Below are 19,408 nucleotides of genomic sequence, written 5' to 3'. Positions count from 1 at the left end.
TTCCTTAACGTTTCGCCTGCCAGATACGAGTCTGATAATCGCGGATGGAGCGATCCGAACTGAACATGCCGCAACGCGCGGTATTCAGAATCGCCGCCCGGGTCCAGGCTTCCTGGTCACGATACAACACGTCAACCTGCTTCTGGGCTTCAACGTAGGCCGCGAAGTCCGCCATTACCAGATACGGGTCACCGCCCTGCTTGCCAATACTGTGCAGCATCTGGTCGAAAGCATGTTTATCACCGTCGCTGTATTTCCCGCTTTCCAGCTCTTTCAGAACAGCATCAAGCACTTTATCTTTCTTACGCCATTTCACCGGGTCGTAACCTTTGGCCTTGAGCGCCTTCACCTCTTCCACGGTATGACCAAAGATAAAGATATTCTCGTCACCTACCTTCTCGGCGATTTCGACGTTTGCGCCATCCAGCGTACCGACGGTTAACGCACCGTTCAGCGCCAGCTTCATGTTACCGGTGCCGGAAGCCTCTTTCCCTGCGGTGGAGATTTGCTCAGAGATATCCGCCGCTGGGATCAACATTTCCGCCGCCGAGACACAATAATCCGGCAGGAATACGACCTTCAGCTTGTCGCCCACTTGCGGGTCGTTATTGATGGTTTCTGCAACCTTGTTAATGGCGAAGATGATATTTTTCGCCAGGTAGTAACCCGGAGCGGCTTTCGCGCCAAACAGGAATACGCGCGGCACGCGATCGGCCTGCGGGTTCTCACGGATTTCTTTGTATAACGCCAGAATATGCAGCAAGTTGAGGTGCTGACGCTTGTACTCATGCAGGCGTTTAATCTGAATATCAAAGAGAGCGTTAGTCGTTATCTCAATACCGGTACGCGCTTTAATAAACTTCACCAGACGCACTTTGTTCGCCAGCTTGATGTCACGATACTGCTGACGAAACTTCGCGTCGTCGGCGTATTTTTCCAGGTTAATCAACTGATCGAGGTCGTTGGCCCACTCTTTTTTCAGCGATTTATCCAGCAGCGCGGCAAGTGCCGGGTTGCACTGCTTAATCCAGCGACGCGGAGTAATCCCGTTAGTGACGTTATGGAATTTGTTCGGCCAGAGCTGATGATATTCCGGGAACAGATCCTTCACTACCAAATCGGAGTGCAGCGCCGCCACGCCGTTAACCGCAAAGCCGCTGACCACGCACATGTTGGCCATACGCACCTGTTTGTTGTGCACCACCGCCAGCTTCGCCCAAACGTCAGCGTCACCCGGCCAGGTTTTATCGACCAGCGTCTTAAAGCGGTCGTTAATCTCTTTGATGATTTGCATATGGCGCGGCAGTAGTGCTTTCACCAGCTTCTCGTCCCAGCACTCCAGCGCCTCTGGCATCAAAGTGTGGTTGGTATAAGCAAAGGTCTTACTGGTAATAGCCCACGCATCGTCCCAGCTCATCTGGTGCTCATCAATCAGTACACGCAGTAGCTCAGGGATGGCGATGGTCGGGTGAGTATCGTTGAGCTGAATCACCTCAAAATCAGCCAGCTCATGCAGTTTACGCCCTGCCAGATGATGGCGGCGCAGAATGTCAGCTACGGAGCAAGCGCACTGGAAGTATTGCTGCATCAGGCGCAGCTTTTTACCCGCGGTGTGGTTGTCGTTCGGGTACAGCACTTTGGTGAGTTTTTCAGCGTCGATGCCCTGCTGCTCTGCGCGCAGGAAATCGCCGTCATTAAATTTGGTCAGGTTAAACGGATGCGCGTGACTGGCCTGCCACAGACGCAGCGGTTGCGCCACGCCGTTACGGTAGCCGAGAACCGGTAGATCCCAGGCCTGGCCGGTGATAACAAACCCCGGCTCCCAGTGCCCTTCTTTGGTGACCTTGCCGCCAATCCCTACTTGCACATCCAGTGCCTCGTTGTGACGGAACCACGGATAGCTGCCGCGATGCCAGTCATCCGGGGCTTCCATCTGCTGTCCATCGGCAAATGACTGACGGAACAGGCCGTACTGGTAGTTGAGACCATAGCCCGTCGCCGATTGACCGACTGTCGCCATCGAATCAAGGAAGCAGGCCGCCAGGCGTCCCAATCCACCGTTACCCAGCGCCGGGTCGATCTCTTCTTCCAGCAGGTCGGTCAGGTTGACGTCATGCGCTTTCAGCTCATCGCTCACCGCCTGATACCAGCCGAGATTGAGTAAGTTGTTGCCAGTCAGACGGCCAATCAAAAACTCCATCGAGATGTAGTTAACATGGCGCTGATTTTTTGCCGGCTTCGCCGCAGGCTGGGCGCTGAGTAACTCAGCCAACGCCCCACTCACTGCCTGCCACCACTGGCGCGACGTCATTTCTTGAGCCGACAGTAAACCGAAGCGCTGCCACTGACGCGTCAGGGCAGCCTGAAATTGATCTTTGTTGAAAGTAGGCTGTGACATAGGGGTTCCAGATCCTTAGGTAATAAAACAACGTTATCGCTAGTTTGCCAGGCTCGTTGTTGACCTTCCTCATCCTGGCATGGATTAGGCAGGGAGGAGGAGCGGGGATGAGCATAAAAGTGTGATCGCTGCCACTTAAAGAGGGTGTTATCGCCCGTAAATTCGCGTAAGTCCGGCATAACGCCCCTGTAATGCCCAACGGACGACGCATTAATAACAAGAGATAAATCGACAATATCAAATAGAGGGGTGACGATGGGAAACAATCTGTAAACAGAGAAATAGTTTCTAACCTGAAATATCCAAGGTGGATAAGATAATTCACATAAAACTTTTAAGTCGGCCACAAAATTCGGCTCTTTACATTAAGCAACTGAGTAACCTTATAAAAAGGGAGGTATTTTTCGGCTCAGCCAAAATACCGACGGATCCAGTCGCCACGCCTGTTGTGACTCTTTAAAGCAATTAATGTAATAGATGTTTAGATTTGTGACATAGTGCAAAATCAGACACACAAAAAGTCCGCTTAGCTTGCATAAAACACTAATCTGGCCGACCTTATATCTATTAATTACGAAGCGCAAAAAAAATCATTTTTCCCCATTTTCACACAGTGAAGTGACTAACTTATGTTGATTCCGTCTAAATTAAGTCGTCCGGTTCGACTCGACCATACGGTGGTTCGTGAGCGCCTGTTGGCTAAACTTTCCGGCGCGAACAATTTCAGGCTTGCCCTGATAACAAGTCCTGCTGGTTATGGAAAAACAACGTTGGTTTCACAATGGGCAGCGGGGAAGAACGACTTAGGCTGGTACTCTCTGGATGAAGGCGATAATCAACAAGAGCGCTTTGCCAGCTATCTGATCGCCGCTATCCAACAGGCAACCGGTGGACACTGCACCACCAGCGAAGCGATGGTGCAAAAGCGCCAATACGCCAGCCTGACGTCACTGTTTGCACAGCTATTTATTGAACTGGCCGAGTGGCACCGCCCGCTCTACCTGGTAGTGGATGATTATCATCTCATCTCCAATCCGGCAATTCACGAAGCGATGCGTTTCTTCCTGCGTCATCAGCCTGAGAACCTCACGCTGGTCGTGCTGTCGCGCAACCTGCCGCAGTTGGGTATTGCCAACCTGCGAGTACGCGATCAGTTGCTGGAGATAGGCAGCCAACAGCTGGCGTTTAACCACCAGGAAGCCAAACAATTTTTCGATAGACGTTTGTCCTCGCCTATCGAAGCGGCAGAAAGCAGCCGGATGTGCGATGACGTTGCTGGCTGGGCCACGGCGTTACAGCTGATTGCCCTCTCCGCCCGCCAGAACAACCATTCTGCGCATCAGTCCGCACGCAGCCTCGCCGGGATCAACGCCAGCCATCTGTCCGATTATCTGGTTGATGAAGTGCTGGACAGCGTCGACCTCGGCACCCGTCATTTCCTGCTGAAAAGCGCCATTCTGCGCTCAATGAACGACGCACTGATCGTCCGGGTCACCGGGGAAGAAAACGGCCAGATGCGGCTGGAGGAGATTGAACGCCAGGGATTATTCTTGCAGCGGATGGATGACGTCGGTGAGTGGTTCAGCTATCACCCGCTGTTTGGCAGCTTTTTACGCCAGCGCTGTCAGTGGGAACTGGCAAGCGAACTGCCCGAAATACACCGCGCCGCCGCTGAAAGCTGGATGGCGCAAGGTTTCCCCAGCGAAGCTATCCACCACGCGCTGGCGGCAGGCGACGCCCATATGCTACGCGATATCCTGCTTAACCATGCGTGGGGACTGTTTAACCACAGCGAACTGACATTACTGGAAGAGTCGCTGAAAGCTCTGCCGTGGGAAAGTCTGCTGGAAAATCCGCGTCTGGTTCTGCTGCAAGCCTGGCTGATGCAAAGCCAGCACCGCTACGGCGAGGTTAATACCCTGCTGGCACGCGCTGAGCAGGAAATGAAAGGCGACATGGAACCGACGCTGCACGCCGAATTTAACGCCCTGCGTGCGCAGGTCGCGATTAACGACGGCAATCCTGACGAAGCCGAGCGCCTGGCAAAGCTGGCGCTGGATGAGTTACCCATCGCCTGGTTCTATAGCCGTATCGTCGCCACCTCGGTACACGGTGAAGTCCTGCACTGTAAGGGCGATCTCACGCGTTCTCTGGCGTTGATGCAGCAAACCGAGCAAATGGCGCGCCACCATGACGTCTGGCATTACGCGCTGTGGAGTTTAATTCAGCAAAGTGAAATTTTGTTTGCCCAGGGCTTTTTACAGGCCGCCTGGGAGACTCAGGAAAAAGCGTTTCAGTTGATCAAAGAGCAGCATCTGGAACAGTTGCCGATGCACGAGTTCCTGGTGCGTATTCGCGCGCAGCTGCTGTGGGCATGGGCGCGCCTGGACGAATCGGAAGCGTCTGCCCGCGCGGGTATTGAACTGCTTTCCACATTCCAGCCGCAGCAACAGCTACAGTGCCTGGCGCTGCTGATTCAATGTTCGCTGGCCCGGGGGGATCTGGATAATGCGCGTAGCCTGCTCAACCGCCTGGAAAACCTGCTGGGTAACGGTCACTATCACACTGACTGGATCTCGAACGCCGATAAGGTACGGGTGATTTACTGGCAAATGGTGGGCGACAAAAATTCGGCCGCCAACTGGCTGCGCCACACGCCGAAACCGGAATTCGCCAATAACCACTTTCTGCAAAGCCAGTGGCGCAACATCGCCCGCGCGCAGATCCTGCTGGGCGAGTTTGAACCGGCTGAGATTGTGCTGGAAGAGTTGAATGAAAATGCGCGCAATCTGCGCCTGATGAGCGATCTGAACCGTAACCTGCTGCTGCTTAATCAGCTCTACTGGCAGGCAGGACGCAAAAATGACGCACAGCGCGTGTTACTCGACGCGCTGCAGCTGGCGAACCGCACCGGATTTATCAGTCACTTTGTCATTGAAGGTGAGGCCATGGCGCAGCAACTGCGTCAGCTGATTCAGCTCAATACCTTACCGGAACTCGATCAGCACCGCGCCCAGCGTATTTTGCGTGAGATTAACCAGCATCACCGCCATAAATTCGCCCACTTCGATGAAGGGTTCGTTGAGCGTCTGCTTACTCACCCGGAAGTACCGGAGCTTATCCGGACCAGCCCGCTGACCCAGCGCGAATGGCAGGTTCTGGGGCTGATTTATTCGGGCTACAGCAACGAGCAGATCGCCGGAGAATTGGCCGTCGCGGCAACGACCATCAAGACGCACATCCGCAATTTGTATCAAAAGCTCGGCGTCGCACACCGCCAGGATGCAGTGCAACATGCGCAGAAACTGCTGAAAATGATGGGGTATGGGGTTTAGTTAATGCCTGATACGCTACGCTTATCAGGCCTGGAATTAACTTAGCACAGCTCTAACTGAATATGATGGTCCGCAATAACCTGCATCACGCCAGCTGGCGGCAGCGTGTCGGTATACACCGCATCCACCATGCTGATACTGCCCATATTCACCATCGCGTTACGCCCAAACTTCGAGTGATCCACCACCAGCATCACATGCCGTGAATTCTCAATAATCGCGCGCTTGGTGCGAACTTCGTGATAATCAAACTCCAGCAGGGAGCCATCGCTATCGATACCGCTAATCCCTAAGATGCCGAAGTCCAGGCGGAACTGAGAAATAAAGTCGAGGGTCGCTTCGCCCATAATACCGCCGTCGCGGCTACGCAGTTCGCCACCGGCGAGTATGATGCGGAAATCCTCTTTCGCCATCAGCGTATTCGCCACATTGAGGTTGTTGGTCACAATGCGTAAATTGCTGTGATTGAGCAGCGCGTGAGCCACCGCTTCCGGCGTAGTGCCGATATCAATGAACAACGTAGAACCGTTCGGGATCTGCGTGGCAACTTTGCGGGCAATGCGCTCTTTTTCCGCCGTCTGTGTCGCTTTACGGTCATGCCACGGGGTGTTGACCGAGCTGGAGGGCAGCGCCGCGCCACCGTGATGGCGCAAAATCATGTTCTGATCGGCCAGATCGTTAAGATCGCGGCGAATCGTCTGCGGGCTGACGGAGAAATGCTCCACCAGCTCCTCGGTACTGACGTATCCCTGTTTCTTTACCAGCTCGATGATCGCGTCATGTCGTTGTGTTTGCTTCATTATTGTTCCCTGAAATTACGTTCGTTTTCGTACATTCATAGTATCGGCAAACGCCATTGCCAGACCCACGGCCAGCCCGGCGATATGTGCGCCGTTCGCCATCGACATGCCGAACACATCAAACCAGCCGGCAACAATCCAGATCAAAGCAAAGATAATCAAACCACGCTGCAGGAAAATACCACTTTGTGGATCGCGCTCGCCACGCAACCACACATAACCCATCAGCGCATATACCACGCCAGACAGCCCACCAAACCACGGGCCGCTAAATTTCTGCTGAACGTAGCCGCTTAGCAGGGCGCTGATCACGGTAATTACAATCAGTTTTCCGCTGCCCAGACGCTTTTCTACCGCACCGCCGAGATACCACCACCACAGCAGGTTGAACAGAATATGCATCAGCGAGAAGTGCATAAAAGCGTGGGTAAAATAACGCCAGAATTCAAATTTCAGCGAAGGGTCAAACGGCCATGCCAGCCAGAGCATCACGGTCTGGTCGCCCAGCGTGTTCATCGCGATAAACACCAGCACACACGCGGCCATCACCACCCAGGTCACCGGGCCTGCGCGTTCGCGCAAAGTTGCCAGGAACGGATAACGCTGATAGCGCAGACCGCTGTCGGTATGACCCGACTGCCAGCTTGCCGCGAGGTAACGCGGATCGCCTGGATTCTCCAGAAACCGCGCCAGCTCAGCATGCACGCGCTCAGCCTGGGCCTCATCCGCCAGCCAGACATCCGTTTGCTGATGTTGTTGAATCGTCAGGATAACGCCCTGTGTCGCCATATAATCAACAAATGCCTGCGCCACGCGGGGGTTAGCAAAAGAGGTAATCATCAACATGGTTGCTGTCGCTTATTCCACACAAAAGAGGACAGTATATATACCCTTCTTACTTCGAGCTGCATCTTTGTTGGCTTTCCTCACTCACTCCGGTCAGATACTGTTCGTACGCGCCCGGAGATTTGCTGCGTCGCCGTCGCGATGCAACTCGAATTATTTGGGTATAGTCTTACGAACCGTATGCCACTTCTGCCGGAAAATGTCGATGCCAGGCGTCGAAGCCGCCGTCAACACTGTAAACCGCGTCATAGCCCTGCTGAAGAAGATATTGCGCCGCGCCTTTACTGCTGTTGCCGTGATAACACATTACTAACACGGCGGTGTCGAAATCATGCTCGCGCATAAATGACCCCAGCGTGTCGTTCGTCAGATGAAACGCCTGCGGGGCGTGACCCATCGCATAGCTTTGCGGGTCGCGGATATCCACTAACACCGCGGTCCCCTGGTGCAGCTTCTGATGCGCTTCTTCGACATTAATACATTCAAACTGATCCATTGCTCTCTCTTCTTTATATTGCAGGTGACGCTTTTCAGACATGTTACTTCTTAGTGTACGTCCCGACGGCAGTTAAACGCCATAATGTTATATGTATCACTGTAAATTGTTTATCCGATGTTACCAATGGCGCGATTCTTTGCTACTATGCTCGATAACGAACATTAATGAGCCATAACGAAAGTGCGAGAGGCCAGCATGGAAACCAAAGATCTGATTGTGATAGGTGGAGGCATCAACGGTGCCGGTATCGCGGCAGATGCCGCTGGACGCGGTTTATCCGTGCTGATGCTGGAAGCGCAGGATTTAGCCTGCGCCACCTCCTCCGCTAGCTCCAAACTCATCCACGGTGGCCTGCGCTACCTGGAACACTACGAATTTCGCCTGGTGAGCGAAGCGCTGGCCGAACGTGAGGTGTTGTTGAAAATGGCACCGCATATCGCCTTCCCGATGCGCTTTCGTCTGCCCCATCGCCCGCACCTGCGTCCAGCGTGGATGATCCGTATTGGTCTGTTTATGTACGATCATCTGGGCAAACGCACCAGTTTGCCGAGTTCGACCGGCTTGCGTTTTGGCGCAGATTCCGTAATGAAACCTGAGATTGTGCGCGGTTTCGAATATTCTGACTGCTGGGTAGACGATGCGCGGCTGGTTTTGGCAAACGCCCAAATGGTCGTACGCAAAGGCGGAGAGGTGTTAACCCGCACTCGCGCTACCTCCGCTCGCCGTGAAAACGGTTTGTGGATTGTTGAAGCTGAAGATATCGATACCGGTAAAAAGCACACCTGGCAGGCGCGTGGTCTGGTCAATGCCACCGGCCCATGGGTGAAAGAGTTCTTCGACGACGGCATGCATCTGCCATCGCCGTACGGTATTCGTCTGATTAAAGGCAGTCACATCGTAGTGCCGCGCGTCCATACCCAGAAGCAAGCTTATATACTGCAAAACGAAGATAAACGTATTGTGTTTGTCATCCCATGGATGGACGAATTCTCGATCATCGGGACGACTGACGTCGAATACAAAGGCGATCCGAAAGCGGTAAAAATTGATGAGAGTGAAATCAATTACCTGCTGAAGGTCTACAACGCGCACTTTAAGAAACAACTGGGCCGTGACGATATCGTCTGGACCTACTCGGGCGTACGTCCGCTGTGCGATGACGAGTCCGACTCGCCGCAGGCTATCACCCGTGATTACACGCTGGATATCCACGACGAAAACGGCAAAGCGCCGCTGCTGTCGGTCTTTGGTGGTAAGCTAACGACCTATCGTAAGCTGGCCGAACACGCGATGGAAAAACTGGCGTCGTACTATCAGGGAATCGGTCCGGCGTGGACAAAAGAGTGCATTCTGCCAGGCGGTGACATCGGCGGCGATCGTGAAGATTACGCGGCCAAACTGCGCCGTCGCTACCCGTTCCTGACCGAGTCGCTGGCGCGCCATTATTCGCGCACCTACGGCAGTAACACCGAATGGATTATCGGGAAAGCCACCTCGCTTGCCGAGTTAGGTGAAGACTTCGGCCATGAGTTCTATGAGGCCGAGCTGAAATATCTGGTCGATCACGAATGGGTGCGCCGTGCGGAAGATGCGCTGTGGCGTCGCACGAAAGAAGGTATGTGGCTGAACGCTGAACAGCAGTCGCGCATGACCCAGTGGCTGGCGGAGTACATTGAGAAACAGCAGCTGTCGCTGGCGTCTTAAGACACTCGATATAAAACTGTAGGCCCGGTAAGCGTCAGCGCTACCGGGCCTTTTGCCGGATGGCGGCTAACGCCTTATCCATCCGGCCTACAGATCGTCCTGCCCTTGTTACAACCGCACCGAGTCGATATGCCAGATGTTTTCGGCGTACTCTTTGATCGTCCTGTCCGACGAGAAGTAGCCCATGTTGGCGATATTAATCATCGACTTGGTGGTCCACTCTTCCGGGTGGCGATACAGTTCGTCAACCTTATCCTGGCAGTCAACGTAGCTGCGATAATCCGCCAGAACCTGATAGTGGTCGCCAAAGTTGATCAGCGAGTCAACCAGGTCACGATAGCGCCCCGGCTCCTCAGGGCTGAATACACCGCTGCCGATCTGCGTCAGCACCTGGTGCAGCTCTTCGTCTTTCTCGTAATACTCACGCGGCTTGTAGCCCTGGCTGCGTAAGGCTTCGACCTCTTCCGCCGTATTACCAAAGATAAAGATATTTTCTGCGCCCACATGCTCCAGCATCTCGACGTTGGCACCGTCCAGCGTCCCAATAGTCAGCGCGCCGTTGAGGGCAAACTTCATATTACTGGTACCAGAGGCTTCGGTCCCGGCCAGCGAAATCTGCTCAGACAGGTCGGCAGCAGGAATAATCACCTGCGCCAGGCTGACGCTGTAGTTAGGAATAAACACCACTTTCAGCTTGTCACCAATTTGCGGATCGTTGTTGATCACTTTCGCGACGTCGTTGATCAGGTGAATGATGTGCTTCGCCATGTAATAGGCCGAAGCCGCTTTACCGGCGAAGATATTCACACGCGGCACCCACTCGGCGTCAGGATCGGCCTTAATGCGGTTGTAGCGGGTGATCACATGCAGCACGTTCATCAACTGGCGTTTGTACTCGTGAATACGCTTGATCTGCACATCAAACAACGATTTCGGGTTCACCACCACGTTAAGCTGCTGGGCAATGAGCGTTGCCAGACGCTTTTTATTCTCCAGCTTCGCACGGCGCACCGCCTGATTTACTAGCGGGTAATCGCAGTGCTGTTCAAGCTCGCTTAGCTGGCTGAGATCGGTTCGCCAGGTGCGGCCAATGTTCTCATCCAGCACCTCAGAGAGCGATGGGTTAGCCAGCGCCAGCCAGCGGCGCGGCGTCACGCCGTTGGTGACGTTACAGAAGCGAGTCGGGAAAATCTTCGCAAAGTCAGCAAACAGCGACTGCACCATCAGGTTGGAGTGCAGCTCAGAAACGCCGTTAACCTTGTGGCTCACCACCACTGCGAGCCATGCCATACGCACCCGGCGGCCATTGGATTCATCGATAATCGACGTCCGTCCCAGCAGACTGGTATCGTTCGGATACTGTTCCTGCAACGTCTTCAGGAAGTAGTCGTTAATCTCAAAGATGATTTGCAGATGGCGCGGCAGAATTTTGCCCAGCATATCGACAGGCCAGGTCTCCAGCGCTTCGCTCATCAAGGTGTGGTTGGTATACGAGAAGACCTGGCAGCAGACCTCAAACGCATTATCCCAACTGAATTTGTGCTCATCGATCAGTAGACGCATCAGCTCAGGAATCGACAGTACCGGATGGGTGTCGTTGAGGTGAATGGCGATCTTATCTGCCAGGTTGTCGTAGGTTTTGTGCAGCTGATAATGACGGTTCAGGATGTCCTGCACCGTGGAGGAGACCAGGAAATACTCCTGGCGCAAACGCAGCTCGCGTCCGGAATAGGTGGAGTCATCCGGATACAGCACGCGGGAGACGTTCTCGGAGTGGTTTTTATCTTCCACCGCCGCAAAGTAGTCGCCCTGGTTAAATTTACCGAGGTTGATTTCGCTACTGGCCTGGGCATTCCACAAGCGCAGCGTATTGGTGGCGTCTGTGTCATAACCGGGAATAATTTGGTCGTAGGCTACCGCGAGGATCTCTTCAGTTTCTATCCAGCGCGTTTTCTTGCCTTCCTGCTGAATACGCCCGCCAAAGCGCACTTTGTAGCGCGTATTGTGGCGTTTGAATTCCCACGGGTTACCGTATTCCAGCCAGTAGTCCGGTGACTCTTTCTGTCGGCCATCAACAATGTTCTGTTTGAACATGCCGTAGTCATAACGAATACCGTAGCCGCGTCCCGGCAGACCCAACGTAGCCAGTGAGTCCAGGAAGCAGGCCGCCAGGCGCCCGAGGCCACCGTTGCCAAGACCAGGGTCGTTTTCTTCATCGATCAGATCTTCAAGATCCAACCCCATACCTTCCAGCGCATTTTTGACATCGTCATAAATACCCAACGATAACAGTGCATTGGAAAGTGTGCGGCCAATCAGAAACTCCATTGACAGATAATAAACCTGTCGAGTTTCCTGGGATAATTGCGCACGGTTAGAACGCAGCCAGCGCTCCACGAGACGATCGCGCACCGCGAACAACGTGGCGTTCAGCCACTCATGTTTATTGGCAATGACCGGGTCTTTACCAATCGTGAACATCAGCTTGTAGGCGATAGAATGCTTAAGTGCCTCTACGCTGAGTGTGGGCGATGCATAAGTAAATGGAGCATTCATATAGGTGATTCCTGGATATCTATTTCAAACGATAGTAAAGCTCACGGTATGACTTCGCCGCGACTTGCCAGCTAAAATCCATGGTCATGGCCTGACGTTGTACAAACCGCCACAGCGAAGGCCGGGACCACAATACGAAAGCACGCCGAATCGCGCGTAGCAGCGACCAGGCATTACTATCTTCAAATACAAACCCACTGGCGATACCATCCGCCAGGTTTTCCAGCGAACTGTCAGAGACCGTATCAGCCAGCCCACCGGTGCGCCGCACCAGCGGCAGCGTGCCGTACTTCAGTCCATACAACTGCGTTAAGCCACACGGCTCAAAACGGCTGGGGACCAATATAACGTCGGCCCCACCCATGATGCGGTGCGAGAAGGCTTCGTGATAGCCAATCTGTACGCCCACCTGTCCAGGATGTTCCGCCGCCGCGGCGAGGAAACCTTCCTGTAAAACCGGATCGCCCGCACCAAGCAATGCCAGCTGTCCACCCTGCTCTAACAACCCCGGTAGCGCTTCCAGCACCAGATCCAGCCCTTTCTGACTGGTCAGGCGGCTGACTACGGCAAATAACGGCACTTTGTCGTTAACCTTAAGTCCCATCGCGATCTGTAGCTGGCGTTTGTTCTCCGCCTTCTCTTCCAGCGTTTCACGCGTATACCGCGACGCCAGCAGCAGATCGGTTTCCGGGCTCCAGATTTTTTCATCAACGCCGTTCAGCACACCGGAAAGACGTCCTTCACGATGACGCTGCTGCAACAGACCTTCCATGCCGTAGGCAAACTGCGGCTCGGTAATTTCCCGCGCGTAGGTCGGACTGACCGCCGTAATGTGGTCGGCGTAGTACAACCCGGCCTTCAGGAAAGAAATCTGCCCGTTAAACTCCAGTCCGTGCACGTTAAAGAACGACCATGGCAATTGGATGTCATCCATATGCTTTGCATAAAACATGCCTTGATACGCCAGGTTGTGCACGGTGAACACCGATTTCGCCGGATGGCCGCGCGCCGCCAGATACGCCGGGGCCAGACCGGCATGCCAGTCGTGCGCATGCACCACATCCGGGCGCCAGAATGGGTCAAAGCCACAGGCCATTTCACTGCCGACCCAACCCAGCAGCGCAAAACGCAGCACGTTATCGGTATATGCAAACAGGTTAGTGTCGTGATACGGGCTACCGGGACGGTCATAGAGATGCGGCGCGTCAATCAGGTAAATGCCCACACCGTTGAAATGCCCGAACAACAGCGTAATACGTCCGGCGAAGGTATCGCGACGCGTCACTACCTGCGCATCGGGAATGCCGCGACGGATATCAGGAAACGCCGGGAGCAGCACGCGGGCATCCACACCGTCCGCGATTTGCGCTGCGGGTAACGCCCCAATAACATCCGCCAGTCCCCCGGTTTTTAACAAAGGGAACATCTCTGAACAAACGTGTAAAACCTGCATTATCGCTCCTGTTTGATCTGCAGTTTGCGCAGCATTTCACGCGTGACCAGTACAATACCTTCCTCTGAACGGTAGAAACGACGAGCATCTTCTTCCGCGTTTTCACCAATCACCATGCCTTCAGGAATAACGCAGGCGCGGTCGATAATGCAACGACGTAAGCGGCACGAACGTCCCACCCACACTTCAGGTAACAACACTGCCGAATCAATGTTACAGAATGAATTCACCCGCACTCGCGGGAACAGAACGGACTGCACTACTACCGAACCAGAAATAATACAGCCGCCGGAAACCAGCGAGTTCAGCGTCATTCCATGGCTACCGGAACGGTCCTGAACAAATTTCGCCGGCGGCAGTGATTCCATATGTGTACGGATTGGCCAGTCCTGGTCGTACATATCCAGTTCAGGCGTCACCGAAGCCAGATCGAGGTTTGCTTTCCAGTAGGCTTCCAGCGTTCCCACATCGCGCCAGTACGGCTCGGATTCCGGGTCAGACTGTACGCAGGACAATGGGAATGGATGAGCATATGCCATGCCAGCTTCGGTGATTTTCGGGATGATGTCTTTGCCAAAATCGTGACTGGATTTTTCATCGAGGTCATCTTCCGCCAGCAGTTCATACAGATAATCGGCGTCGAAGATGTAGATCCCCATACTGGCAAGCGATTTAGTCGGATCATTAGGCATCGCTGGCGGGTTGGCAGGTTTTTCAACGAATTCGATAATTTTATCGGTGTCGTCCACGTCCATTACGCCAAACGCGCTGGCCTCTTCAATAGGCACTGGCATACAGGCCACCGTGCAACGCGCGCCTTTCTCAACGTGGTCGATCAGCATGCGTGAGTAGTCCTGCTTATAAATATGATCGCCCGCGAGGATCACCACATATTCCGCTTTATAGCGTCGAATGATGTCCAGGTTTTGGGTCACCGCATCCGCCGTACCGCGATACCAGTTTTCACCCTGCATCCTCTGCTGGGCAGGCAGCAGATCGACGAACTCGTTCATCTCTTCACTAAAGAACGACCAGCCGCGCTGAATATGCTGCACCAGCGTGTGTGACTGGTACTGAGTGATCACGCCGATACGGCGGATCCCGGAATTAAGACAGTTGGATAAGGCAAAATCGATAATGCGGAACTTACCGCCAAAGTGCACGGCAGGCTTGGCACGCTTATTGGTTAAATCTTTCAGGCGAGTACCGCGGCCACCGGCCAGGATCAGGGCAACAGATTTTAATGGCAGCTGGCGCGCCAACATTACACGATCGTTCTTCTCTAAACTTACCATGACTAACTCCTTTTTATCTTCTCTGGAACACACACAGTCCGTGCGCAGGTCCCTGCCAGACCGCCGTAAGCACCGGATTATCCTCTCCGGCAAATGGGGGAATGGCGTGCCATTCCCCTTCAGGTAAAACGATATCTGTCACCTCAAGCGTGGCGTTTATTGCAATCAGGAAACGATCTGAAAGCAGGATTTGCATCTGCCTCGGGCCGTTATGCCACTCATCCGCACTTAAGGGTTGTGCGTACTTATTCAGCCAACGAACATTGCCATCGCCCTCTTCCCACCAGCAATCGCCTGTTAATGCAGGTATTTGCCGGCGCAGATGAATCAACGCGGCGGTAAATGTGGTTAGCCCACTGTTTGCCTGCTGCCAGTCCAGCCAGGTTAAGGCGTTATCCTGGCAGTAAGCGTTATTATTACCGTGCTGGCTATGACCATGCTCATCACCCGCCAGCAGCATCGGCGTCCCCTGGGAGAGCAACAGCGTGGTTAACAGCGCATGAATGCTGTCGCGCCGCCGCTCAATCAGGTCCAGCGAGCCGCCTAATCCTTCTTTACCATGATTGTCACTGTAGTTATTGCTAGTGCCGTCGCGATTTTCCTCACCATTCGCTTCATTGTGCTTATTTGTGAAGCAAACGCAGTCGCGTAGCGTAAAACCGTCATGCGCGGTCACCAGATTGACCGTGGCGCTGGGATTGCGGCCCGGGCGTTTAAACACGTCGCTGGATGCGGCAAAACGTCCGGCAAACTCGCCCAACGAAAGATTACGCTGGAGCCAAAAACGTCGCGTCGCATCGCGGAAATGGTCATTCCACTCGGCAAACGGCGGGGGGAAATTCCCCACCTGATACCCGCCTTCACCAATATCCCACGGTTCCGCAATCAGCTTGGCGCGTGAGAGCAGCGGACAGTTTTGGATCGCGGTAAACAGCGGAGCATCCTGACGAAACTCAGGCGTACGCCCCATGACGGAAGCCAAATCAAAACGAAAACCATCCACATGGCAGGTTTCAACCCAGTAGCGCAGGCACTCGCATGCGTATTCCACAACGCCAGGATGGCTCAGATTGATGGTGTTCCCACAACCGGTCCAGTTGTAGTAATCGCCATCATCTCTGATCCAATAATAGCTACGGTTATCAATTCCGCGCAGCGAGAAGACAGGTCCTTCGAGATCCAGCTCGGCGCTGTGGTTTAAAACGATGTCGAGAATGACCTCAATACCCGCTTTGTGCAGCGCTTTTACCGCGTCGCGAAACTCATCAAGCGCACTCTCCGGCGAGCTGGCATAGGCCGGATGCAGCGCGTACATCGCCACCGGGTTGTAGCCCCAGTAGTTTGACAGGCCCAGCCGCTGAAGCCGCGGTTCGCTGGCGAAATGCGCCACCGGTAACAGCTCCAGCGCGGTAATGCCGAGGCGCTTGAAATAGTCGAGCATCACCGGATGACCCAGCGCTTTGTAAGTCCCGCGAATCTCTTCCGGCAGGTCAGGATGCAAATACGTCAGCCCTTTGACATGCGCTTCGTAAATTACGGTATTGCCCCACGGCGTGCGCGGCGGGGCATCATCCTCCCAGTCATAATGGTCGGACACCACCACGCCCTTCAGCGCGATGGCGGCATTATCATGATGATCCGGTTCATTCAGCCCACCGTGCAGCAGTGGGTTATCTTTTAACTCGCCATCCACCCGACGCGCGCAAGGGTCAAGCAGCAGTTTCGCCGGATTAAACCGGTGGCCCTGCTGCGTTTGCCATGGGCCATGGACGCGATAGCCATAGCGTAGACCGGGACGGGCGTTGGCCAGATAGCCGTGCCAGACATCGCCGCTACGCCCCGGCAGGTCGTAGCGGAGTTCGCAGCCTTGCTCATCGAATACGCATAATTCAACGCGTTCAGCGTGGGCCGAAAAGAGGGTGAAATTGACGCCATGGCCGTCATACGTTGCACCATGGGGGGTGGCGTTGCCGGTTGCCAGTTGCGTCATTATCCCTCCCGCACCAGCCAGATCGTTGCCAGCGGTGGCAACGTCAGACTCAGTGAGTGCTGACGACCATGACTGGCGATTTCATCGCTGTGTACCGCGCCGCCGTTACCGGTATTGCTACCGTGATAATGCATCGAGTCGGTATTGAGGATTTCGCGCCATTTGCCCGGCTGATTGATACCGAAGCGATAGCCGTGGCGAGGTACTGGCGTAAAGTTGCTGATAACGATGATTTCATTACCGACTTTGTCACGACGAACGAAAGCCAGCACCGAACGTTCTTTGTCATCCACCACCAGCCACTCGAAGCCATAGGCGTCAAAATCAAGCTCGTGCAGCGCTTTGTGATGACGATAAGTAAGGTTCAGATCGCGCACCAAACGCTGTACGCCGTGGTGCCAGTTATCGCCGCCTTCCAGCAGATGCCAGTCGAGGCTGGCGTCATGGTTCCACTCACGCCCCTGAGCAAACTCGTTGCCCATAAACAGCAGTTTCTTGCCCGGGAAGGCCCACATCCAGCCGTAGTAGGCGCGCAGGTTGGCAAACTTCTGCCATGCGTCTCCCGGCATGCGATCGAGAATTGATTTTTTACCGTGTACCACTTCATCGTGCGACAGCGGCAGGACAAAGTTTTCGGTGTAGTTGTACAGCATGCCGAAGGTCAGCTTATCGTGATGGAACTGACGATGAACCGGATCCAACTTCATGTAGTCCAGCGTGTCGTGCATCCAGCCGAGGTTCCACTTATACCAGAACCCTAAACCGCCCATATCCTGTGGCCTTGAAACGCCGGCAAAGTCGGTGGACTCTTCCGCCATGCTCACGGCCCCCGGCACCTGCTCGCCAAGAATACGGTTGGTATTGCGTAAAAACTCAATGGCTTCGAGGTTTTCACGACCGCCAAATTCGTTCGGGACCCACTCCCCTTCTTTACGGCTGTAGTCGCGATAAATCATCGACGCCACGGCATCTACGCGCAGCGCATCGATACCAAAACGTTCAATCCAGTACAGGGCATTGCCCACCAGATAGTTACTGACTTCACGGCGACCGTAGTTGTAGATCAGCGTGTTCCAGTCCTGGTGATACCCTTCGCGCGGGTCGCTATGCTCATACAGATTGGTGCCATCAAACTCTGCCAGACCAAAGTCGTCCGACGGGAAATGGCCCGGCACCCAGTCGAGAATGACGTTCAGTCCGGCCTGATGCGCGGCATTCACAAAATAGCGGAAATCATCACGCGTCCCGAAACGACGGGTCGGCGCATACATACCGGTAGGTTGGTAGCCCCAGCTACCGTCGAACGGATGCTCATTAATCGGCAACAGTTCGAGATGGGTAAAGCCCATCCACTTGACGTAAGGCACCAGCTGATCCGCCAGTTCGCGGTAGCTCAGCCAGAAGTTGTTATCGGTATGACGACGCCATGAGCCCAGGTGCACTTCATAGATAGAGATCGGCGCATCAAACTGGTTGGCTTTTTTTCGCTCCTCGCTTTGCACCACTTTTTCCGGCAGACCGCAGATAAGCGACGCGGTTTCCGGGCGCATTTGCGCTTCGAAGGCGTAAGGGTCCGCTTTGATTCGCAGCTTACCGTTCGCATCGATCATCTCGTATTTATACAGTTGACCATGCTGCGCGCCGGGGATAAATAGCTCCCAGATACCGCTTTCTTTACGCAGGCGCATCGGGTGGCGACGGCCATCCCAGTAGTTGAACTGCCCAACCACTGACACGCGTTGAGCGTTAGGCGCCCAGACGGAGAAGCGCGTACCGGTTACGCCATCCATGGTATCCGCATGCGCGCCCAGCGTTTCGTAAGGTCGCAAGTGCGTACCTTCAGATAGCAGCCAGGCATCCATATCCTGGATCAGCGGGCCAAAACGATAAGGGTCATCAATCAGATTCTCCTGTCCATGCCAGACAACAGCTAACTGATAGCGAAAGAAATTTTTACGGCGGGGAAGTACAGCACAGAAAAAACCGCGAGAGTCGAGGCAGTCCAGCTTGCCGACTTTGCGTCCGGTTTTGGGTTCGATCACCCACACTTCGGTGGCGTCAGGTAATAGGGCGCGGACTTCAAGTCCAGCGTCAGTTTGGTGCATACCGAGTACGGAAAAAGGATCCGCAAAATGGCCTGCAATTAGCGCATTAATCACGTCTCTATCGATACGAACGGACATGGTTGTCATCCTGTTTTATGGTGTCACGCCTTCCAACTGATCTTCGACATCAGGTAGTGACACTTTTTTTGACCTGAACGGCGCAGCACAATTGTGCATCCTCTCTGCGTCGTCCCACCTTCAGGCAACAACTTAATACCTCCGGTACTAAGTCACCCTTAAAGAATAGCCAATGCTTTATCTTACTCCTGGTAAAAAATGAAACATCTGCGCTTACTCCTGTATTACGCAAAAAAATGGGTGACTCAGCACCCATTGTTAAAACACGCAATCACTCTGCCGGAAAGCCGTATTGACTGATCCGGCCAGGTGGTTCGCGTCGTTTGTAGGCCTGATAAACGTGGCGTCA

11 protein-coding genes are annotated in these 19,408 nt (G+C 54.1%); 2 read left to right on the top strand and 9 right to left on the bottom strand.

What is annotated here, in order from left to right; all coding sequences use genetic code 11:
• Nucleotides 1-4: 4 nt before the first annotated feature.
• Nucleotides 5-2,398: a maltodextrin phosphorylase gene (malP, locus tag BZK42_RS13785; RefSeq protein WP_080859332.1), complete on the bottom strand. Its 2,394-nt coding sequence runs from the start codon at nt 2,396-2,398 to the stop codon at nt 5-7.
• A gap of 629 nt (nt 2,399-3,027) precedes the next feature.
• On the opposite strand from malP, the gene malT reads away from it, so the two are divergent.
• The gene (gene malT / locus BZK42_RS13780; protein WP_080859331.1) at nt 3,028-5,733 is read left to right on the top strand and encodes an HTH-type transcriptional regulator MalT; all 2,706 of its coding nucleotides are present in this window, start codon (nt 3,028-3,030) and stop codon (nt 5,731-5,733) included.
• A gap of 41 nt (nt 5,734-5,774) precedes the next feature.
• Here malT and BZK42_RS13775 read toward each other — a convergent pair whose 3' ends face one another.
• The 3 genes from BZK42_RS13775 to glpE all read right to left on the bottom strand — a co-directional run bounded on the left by BZK42_RS13775 (nt 5,775) and on the right by glpE (nt 7,875).
• Nucleotides 5,775-6,533, bottom strand: coding sequence for a DeoR/GlpR family transcriptional regulator (locus BZK42_RS13775; protein ID WP_003023499.1), 759 nt, complete (start codon nt 6,531-6,533; stop codon nt 5,775-5,777).
• Nucleotides 6,534-6,548: 15 nt separating this feature from the next.
• Complete coding sequence (gene glpG, locus BZK42_RS13770) at nt 6,549-7,379, bottom strand: rhomboid family intramembrane serine protease GlpG (RefSeq protein ID WP_080859330.1); 831 nt, start codon at nt 7,377-7,379, stop codon at nt 6,549-6,551.
• A gap of 169 nt (nt 7,380-7,548) precedes the next feature.
• Complete coding sequence (gene glpE / locus BZK42_RS13765; RefSeq protein ID WP_016157651.1) at nt 7,549-7,875, bottom strand: thiosulfate sulfurtransferase GlpE; 327 nt, start codon at nt 7,873-7,875, stop codon at nt 7,549-7,551.
• Between the two features lie 198 nt (nt 7,876-8,073).
• Between glpE and glpD the strand changes: the two genes are divergently transcribed.
• Complete coding sequence (gene glpD, locus BZK42_RS13760; RefSeq protein WP_047358174.1) at nt 8,074-9,582, top strand: glycerol-3-phosphate dehydrogenase; 1,509 nt, start codon at nt 8,074-8,076, stop codon at nt 9,580-9,582.
• A 108-nt stretch (nt 9,583-9,690) separates the two neighbouring features.
• Here glpD and glgP read toward each other — a convergent pair whose 3' ends face one another.
• From glgP to glgB, 5 genes are read right to left on the bottom strand one after another with little or no spacing between them, the layout of a single operon-like run.
• Nucleotides 9,691-12,138: a glycogen phosphorylase gene (gene glgP / locus BZK42_RS13755; RefSeq protein WP_016154813.1), complete on the bottom strand. Its 2,448-nt coding sequence runs from the start codon at nt 12,136-12,138 to the stop codon at nt 9,691-9,693.
• A gap of 19 nt (nt 12,139-12,157) precedes the next feature.
• Complete coding sequence (gene glgA, locus BZK42_RS13750) at nt 12,158-13,591, bottom strand: glycogen synthase GlgA (RefSeq protein WP_016154814.1); 1,434 nt, start codon at nt 13,589-13,591, stop codon at nt 12,158-12,160.
• Nucleotides 13,591-14,886 carry a glucose-1-phosphate adenylyltransferase gene (gene glgC / locus BZK42_RS13745; protein WP_016154815.1) on the bottom strand — a complete coding sequence of 432 codons (1,296 nt, stop codon included), beginning with the start codon at nt 14,884-14,886 and terminating at the stop codon, nt 13,591-13,593. The genes glgA and glgC overlap by 1 nt, the downstream gene beginning before the upstream one ends.
• Before the next feature lie 13 nt (nt 14,887-14,899).
• Nucleotides 14,900-16,876 carry a glycogen debranching protein GlgX gene (gene glgX / locus BZK42_RS13740; protein WP_080859329.1) on the bottom strand — a complete coding sequence of 659 codons (1,977 nt, stop codon included), beginning with the start codon at nt 16,874-16,876 and terminating at the stop codon, nt 14,900-14,902.
• On the bottom strand, nt 16,876-19,059 hold the full coding sequence (glgB, locus tag BZK42_RS13735) for a 1,4-alpha-glucan branching enzyme (protein ID WP_016154817.1): 2,184 nt from the start codon (nt 19,057-19,059) through the stop codon (nt 16,876-16,878). The genes glgX and glgB overlap by 1 nt, the downstream gene beginning before the upstream one ends.
• Nucleotides 19,060-19,408 lie beyond the last annotated feature (349 nt).

Origin of the sequence: Citrobacter braakii (genome assembly GCF_002075345.1) — a bacterium.
GTDB classification, from domain to species: Bacteria; Pseudomonadota; Gammaproteobacteria; order Enterobacterales; family Enterobacteriaceae; genus Citrobacter; species Citrobacter braakii.
The sequence above is the reverse complement of the archived record's forward strand: the minus strand, read 5'-3'. Positions and strand labels throughout refer to the sequence as shown.